We start from the raw sequence: 6927 nt of genomic DNA on the forward strand, positions 1-6927 counted from the left end.
TTTTGGACCAGATAATCAATACTCGCGAGAGCAAAGCGTCACCATCCTTGAGTGCCAAACCTGCCAACACGAGATGATTGATTTATCTTCATAATACAAACTAAAACCGCCTCATTGAAGGCGGTTTTTTTAAGGGGATAAAACTAACTACTTTTCTAACTTAACTTTGACTTGAGTTCGCTTACCCAACATATAACCAACCCATAAAGGAGCAAAGAAAATGGTCGCTATAAATAATACAAAATATAGGATAGTACTTTTTATCAGCTCAATCAGTTTATCCATTGCCAAGCTCACTACCTGTTGTGAAACCTGGTCCAAATTGTGGGCCAGCATCTCTCTTTCATGGGCAATAATTAACGCAACTTCATGTCGTTCACGAGCAACCATGTTCTCAAGCGCTTGCCGCTCTACACTTAATTGACTTAGACGTGTCTCCGTTTTTTTATCAATATCGTCTACTAATGGCTGTAAATAGATCGCCATTTCCTGAGCTAAATGACTCATATATTGCGGATTATTGGCGATGAAATCACTTAATGAATCAGCGGTAATTTTCAAGCTATCTAAAGCCTGATTAACTTGTTCTATACTTGCTGAGCTATTTAACGCAAGTAGTTGTGCTTTCCACGTCATAATTTTAGGTGTTTGCTCAGAAACTAAACTTAGCCTGTCTGATACATCACCAATAGCTTCTGGCATCGTGCCTAACGTTGCTATTGCTTCATTTTGATTTATTTTATTTTCCGTCAACCACGCTCGATAAGCAGGCGTTCGGATCATACTAAGATCGGAGAATGGATAGGTTTTAACAAAATCATCAACAAACAGTTTCGTTTCCTTGTACGCATCTGGTGTTAATAATGCTTTTGCTAATGCGTCAAACTCTTTAATCAAATGTGCCGATACCTGCTTCGCTTCATTTTCGGCAACACTTTGATCAGTTCTCATTTTCCCCACAAACAAATCTTTACCATTACCTTGGTTATAAAACACATTCATCTGAGACACATATACCCAAGTATCAATCAGAGCAGCAAAAGGAGATACTTGATAAGATGCAGATTGAAGCCCTTCTTCGGCATTGATCTTCCAAAGAAGTATATAAGACTGATGTACCTTATCATTAACATCATATCGCTGATGAAGTACGTCAGCGGCTTGCTCAACTTGAGAAAAAAATTGCTGAGCATACTCACGAGTCATGATTCGCATATTCAACTCTTGTTGAGTTAACGGAGTCGTCTGCGAATCAATTTTTACCTCTAGCAATGAACAGCCTGATAAGAACATTAAAATCACAGAAGATAACGTCAAATGAAATCGACGTAAGAACATAACATCACCTTTTATGGTTAAAAAACAAAAGAAGAGCAAAATGCTCTTCTTTTTAAAAATTCAATTAATACGATTTATTTCTGTCATTTTGATAGTAAACGGTGGTTCACTAGACTTTGGCATACATCATTGCTAAAACGAGAAATAATCCCCAAACATTCAGATATTAACGTCAGAATCACAGGCATACCCTTGTATTCGATTAAAACTCGCAGTGATACATAAGAGGTGTCTCCAACAGTCTCAAAGGCGAATGTAGGTTGAAGATTCTGTTTAAACACGGTCTCTACGTACTCACAATAGGAAAGCCCTTCTGAAACAAAATCATCATCAATGCTTTCTTGCAGTTCTGCCAAGCTCTCAGCTTGTCGTGTAAAAGAAAGATAAGGAGCATTTGCATAATGCGTAGCATCTTCCTCAAGATCGCGGATGAAAGCAAAACCCTCGTAATTGCAGACAAATGTTTTAATTAGCTCATTTTTTTCTATGACGTTAAAGTTAGTATCAAAAGAGATTTCGTCATTGATGTATTGAGCGATAGGAGTCGTGTAGAGATCATTATCCAGATATTCTGGTAAAATCTTAGATTCATTGATAAGGGTAAGAATGGCTGGGGATTCATTATACTGAACCAACAATCTAACAGTACTGACATACATGCCGTCGTATAATTCAAATGCAAAAGTAGGTTGATTGGTTTTCTTGAATTGCTGCTCAACATACTCGCAAAAAATCATCCCTTGATGTTCAGCGTCAGTATTCGTTTTTAGCATGGCCTCTCGAATGCTAGAAGCACGATGCACCATTTGCTGGTAAGCCTGATTTGCGTACCAAATTTCATCTCTATCTAAAGCGCGAATACTCGCCGCACCTTTAAAGTGGTCAACAAACTGTTGAAGCAGGTAACTCTTTTCCATTATTTATATAATCTCTACAATGCCGTCCAATACAGCAAACCGAGAGATAATGAATCCATCACCTGACATCAGCAAATCACATTACTTTTCTCTGCGACAAAAATAACTATTGTTAGCAAGTATCAGCATTGAACTCACTAACCGCGCAAACAAAAAGGGGAGGCTGCGCCAAAGGGGAAAGGGTTATCAAGGGAAGGGTTTTCCCAAGGGAAAAGCCCTATCCAGAAAGGGGAAAGGGTTGGCGATTTCATATTGAAATCACCTTGCGTGTGGTGTTTTTTTATTTAATTTCAATTAATTACAACAAAATCACCATTGGCGAAGTTCACTTTCCAAAACATGTTTCACAGCTTCATCTAGCTTATTTTGCAAATCTTTAGGAATGCGATTAAATTCATAACTAATACTACGCCCTTTGATTTTTTTCCTCGCATAGGAATCCTTAGTTTCAAAATTCCACAATTTTTCTGTAACCGTTTTAGCTGTGTCATTTTTTGCAGAAATCAAGTTAAACTGAGACTTTATAATTTTAATTATTTGATGCTTAAGATCATCGCTATTACAAATAGCTAAATTACTAATATCACCAACTACATCAGAACAGAAATCAGCTAATGATACGCCCAATACTTGTAGTGCATTCGACAAATCAAGTAAATATTTATAATCGGCGTAACTCAAAATTGATTGGGAAGGAAACAGCGTAACAAGCTCAATTGGCACAGCAGCGGCCTGTAGAGCTCGACTAACTTTAGCCTCTGATAGCCCTTCTTTTTTTGCTAATGTTTTATTATCACATTGAAGATGCTCTTTTACTAAAGATAACCTTAACCCAATCTCTCGTAAGCTATGTTCTTTTGCCGTTTGAATATCTTTAGCTAATTGTTTAGCATCGTCCATCGAAAGGTTATCTTCCGTATAAAGAACATTCAAGGCAACACCTTGATAGATTGCAGCCATACGACGCCGAGAGCCATCCAAAATTTCAAATTTCCCAGAGGCTTTGATCGCTATCGCAGGAAAAAATTGTTGATGCTTTATCGTCCTCATAATATCACTAACTTCTTCTCTAGTTAGTGCATTTTGATCTCGTCCGTTAACTTCAAACCTAACCCATGTTTGTTCGTTTACTTCATCAAATGGAATTGATATAAAACTAAATTTTGCTTTTAAACCAGAAGCTAATGTAAAAACAATATTGGAACTAGAATCGTCTTGCATCGAGGTTGATTGAGGAAAATTCTTAAGACTACGTCCCAGTGTTTTACGTTGTTTACTCATGACACCTCCAATCTAATTAATTCTATGCGGTCAAAAAAAGCTTTTGCAAAATCTTCCGCAGATTCTTTTGCTTTTTTTAAAGCTTCAGAACTACCCACGTACGTTGATGGGTTTGCAGATATAACAGTGTCAAAAGATTCACCACATCTTTCAAAACCGTCAAGTCTAGGAAGCGTTGCATCAAGCATATTTCTTCCAAAAACTTCCTTTGCCAAACTTAAACAAAGTTTATGATCTGCCTTATTAGCTAGCTTGGACATAAAACCAATATTAGCCTTGATACAAATGGATGCGCCAGACTCTTTGAGTATGAATTCAAGTTCTGGTAGTCGCGTTAAGTACTTTAACGTAGAATGAAAGTCAACTTGAGCTGGCGGTACTGGGGTCATTAATACGTCAGCACTCACTAATGAATTCATCAAGAAAGCATCGAGATGCGGTCCACTATCCACAAAAATGAAATCATAATGACCTTTCAGTTTTGAGATAACATTGTTTTTCAACACTTCTAACGAATTCTCTCCCTTTAGATATTCGCCACATAACTCATCCCATTTAGATGCAATAAATGCATCTTCAATTGACGCCGGCATTACATCAACGCCCTTTACAATCGAAGGTATAATAAAATCATCTATAAGTTCATCAACCGTAACGTTTTGAAGCATAGCTTGAGCAGCTGTGTTATCAACAGAACCAATTGAGCTTTCATGATTTAAGAACATTGTTGCGGACGATTGAGGATCTAAATCGATAACTAAAACCCGAAGATCCTCTTTAATTAAATGCGGATGCGTTCTTAACGCATGAGCTAATGATACTGTACTAACAGTTTTCGAAACGCCGCCCTTAAGGTTAGTAACAAATACAACAAAAGCGTCATCAAAACGATTACGGTACTTTAAAAATCCGCGATGAGCATATACGTCAATTATATTTTCCACAGTCAAAGCATACTTTTCAGCAGAACCAGCAGGTCGCTTTTCAAAAATATAACCATTACCTTCCATTTCGGACATAGCTTTATCAACGATTGCACGAGTTAAACCAGGTAATTTTGCTACTGAGGCTTTTGAAAAAACAAGATGAAACTTATCCTGTTCAAACTCCTCCCTCTGACTCTTTATCTCATAGCTTAAAGAAGAGAGCATTTGATTAGCTCGCTTAGAAACAGTTTTTAATTCCGAATTCAACATAGCCTCCATTGATGTGAGAAAACCTAAAACATGCAGCATTATTGCTTTAATGCCATAATGCTGCATTTACAGCTAATTGTAAACAAATAAAATAGAAAACCTAATCAAGTATAAAATGAGATGTGTAAGGAGAGATTGTGTACAGAAAAGTTTGCTTACCAATAAAAGCAAACTTTCCTGTACACAATCATAAAATCACAGTTTAGGAGTACGTTGAGTGTATAAATAATTCATCTAGAATTAGCGTTAGGTCAGGTTCCGTAGACTAATGAAATGATGGGGGTAAGAACTGCCCGTCTGGTAGTGGTAGTATTCGTACAAATGGACCCTGTAATTAATACCCTTTACTGTCGTTCATCTTTTCAAGCTCAGCAAGCTTACTTAAAAAAGATTTATCTTCCATACTGGTCTTAGAAGCCGAACGCTCTCTCGTGAGCAACGCTTGCTCTACAGCTGCCGCTCGATCTTCTTCATCAATAGAACGATACGAATGAGCGAGAAGAATAAGTTCATCGTCAGTCAAAGGGCTATCAGTTGTCAGCCGTTGTGTCTCCAATCGAGTTATAGTTCTTTTGGCTTCTTCAAAGCACAAATTCTCGATTGGAATTGAAGGACTTATCCAATGATAAAGGAACTCAATTGCATAAATGTGCCGACCATGTTTATGCAACTTAATTCCCAGTCCATCCTCTGATTCTTGAAACAAGATTTCTTTTCTTGTTTTTAAATCAGTACTCAACTCTTCGATGCTGTCTCTTAAACATCGAGTTATAAATACACTAGTATTCTTAAATGAACTTTTATTACTTTTTAATCTTCCATTTTCATCTAAAAGGCCCATAAAAGCTTTAAGATCTTCAATATCAATAGGTTTTAGATTTGTTCCGTTACCTTTAAACCTCGACAATATTTCGTACAACCTTTTAGTGTATTCTCTTTTTAAACCAAGGAAACTCTTAGTATTTATAAGAGAAAAACCTTGGTTGTACTCGATGTACTCCTTCGCTAAGGCATCATTTGGGATTAGAGTCAAAACCCTATCTTTATAAATAACTTTTTTGAACAGAGGAGTAAACTCGAACTCGGTATCATCAGATTTATCAACAATAATGCCGATCTTTCGAGAAGATAACCGGCTTACAACCTGCTTCAATTGAGATCCTATAGCTCTGTTATTTAAACCAAGCCATTCTGAAAGCTGACCAGCTGTAAAACGATACTCAGGCGTTTGCTCACTCCAGTCATCGGGTTTCATGTTGGCAACCATAAGGCCAAAAATGTTAGCTTCACGAGCCGTGAGATCCTGTTGAGAAAAAACAAGTTCATGCCCTTTCTTTATATGCTTTGGTAGGTTACGTGGTGTTTTACTCATATGATACATATTAGTTTGCTAAAGCAAATTTATTTGTTTGATAATAGGAATGATAGCCCTGAATTACAGGATAAAGCAAACAAAACTGTATTATTAGAAGATAGTTCACAAAAAAGTTTGCAGAGAAAGCAAAGTAAGAATAAAAGCAAACAAAAAAGTAGCATAAAACGGAATAAAAAAGAGGAAAAGCAAATAAATTTGTAATGAATAGGGCAAAAAAAGTAAACAATGAACTAGGTTAAGATCCTAAAGCAAACAAAAAAGATCTTAAAGCAAACTGGAAAGATCTTATTGCAAACAAGAGTGTATTATATTTCGCTCAAAGTCATTATTTTTCAATTAGTTATGTAGTCTATAGTTAATAGATTACATAACTAATAGTTTTAATAAATCTAATAGTAAAAATAGATTTGTATAGTCATTGTTGAAAAATTAGCTCAAGTTCTTCAACAAGATATCTAACGTTTCCAGAATATGATCATGCTTAGGCTGTAATGATGAAATAGTTCTAACAATTGATTTTTGATGAGGACGAAGATTACCTTCAATATTCTCATCTATCCCCAACACTCGACAAAGATTAACTAGATTATCACTCCTCACAACATTACCCCTCTTCCACAAACCCACAGTGGAACGGGCAACATCACACCTTCTAGCAATCTCTGAATTACTCAGATTAGTTTCTAATAGAGCTTTATGAACGCGCTTATCAAGTTCAGACATACCAGTACGATTTTAAAAAATTGAACTCTTATTTTAGGTAGTACTGGTATCTTATGTAATTGACGATATAATCTACATGATGTAGTGTGCGCGCAAC

At 36.4% G+C, this 6927-nt stretch carries 6 protein-coding genes; all 6 read right to left on the minus strand.

Annotated features, from left to right (window positions below):
- Nucleotides 1-147 precede the first annotated feature (147 nt).
- The 6 genes from RH85_RS14935 to RH85_RS14965 all read right to left on the minus strand — a co-directional run bounded on the left by RH85_RS14935 (nt 148) and on the right by RH85_RS14965 (nt 6830).
- Entirely contained in the window at nt 148-1338 is a 1191-nt protein-coding gene (locus RH85_RS14935; RefSeq protein WP_006713539.1) for a hypothetical protein, read from the minus strand.
- Nucleotides 1339-1421: 83 nt separating this feature from the next.
- Nucleotides 1422-2255 carry a hypothetical protein gene (locus RH85_RS14940; RefSeq protein ID WP_006713540.1) on the minus strand — a complete coding sequence of 278 codons (834 nt, stop codon included), beginning with the start codon at nt 2253-2255 and terminating at the stop codon, nt 1422-1424.
- 309 nt (nt 2256-2564) lie between these two features.
- Complete coding sequence (locus RH85_RS14945; protein WP_006713541.1) at nt 2565-3536, minus strand: ParB family protein; 972 nt, start codon at nt 3534-3536, stop codon at nt 2565-2567.
- Nucleotides 3533-4798, minus strand: a complete 1266-nt coding sequence (locus RH85_RS14950; protein ID WP_006713542.1) for an AAA family ATPase — start codon at nt 4796-4798, stop codon at nt 3533-3535. Before RH85_RS14950 ends, RH85_RS14945 begins: the two co-directional genes overlap by 4 nt.
- 268 nt (nt 4799-5066) lie before the next feature.
- Nucleotides 5067-6104, minus strand: coding sequence for a replication initiation protein (locus RH85_RS14955; RefSeq protein WP_006713543.1), 1038 nt, complete (start codon nt 6102-6104; stop codon nt 5067-5069).
- A 432-nt stretch (nt 6105-6536) separates the two neighbouring features.
- A complete protein-coding gene (locus RH85_RS14965; RefSeq protein ID WP_039949135.1) occupies nt 6537-6830 on the minus strand; it encodes a helix-turn-helix domain-containing protein in 294 nt (97 codons plus the stop codon).
- Between the last annotated feature and the right edge of the window lie 97 nt (nt 6831-6927).

The sequence above is a fragment of the Vibrio ichthyoenteri ATCC 700023 genome (genome assembly GCF_000222605.1).
Lineage (GTDB): Bacteria > Pseudomonadota > Gammaproteobacteria > Enterobacterales > Vibrionaceae > Vibrio > Vibrio ichthyoenteri.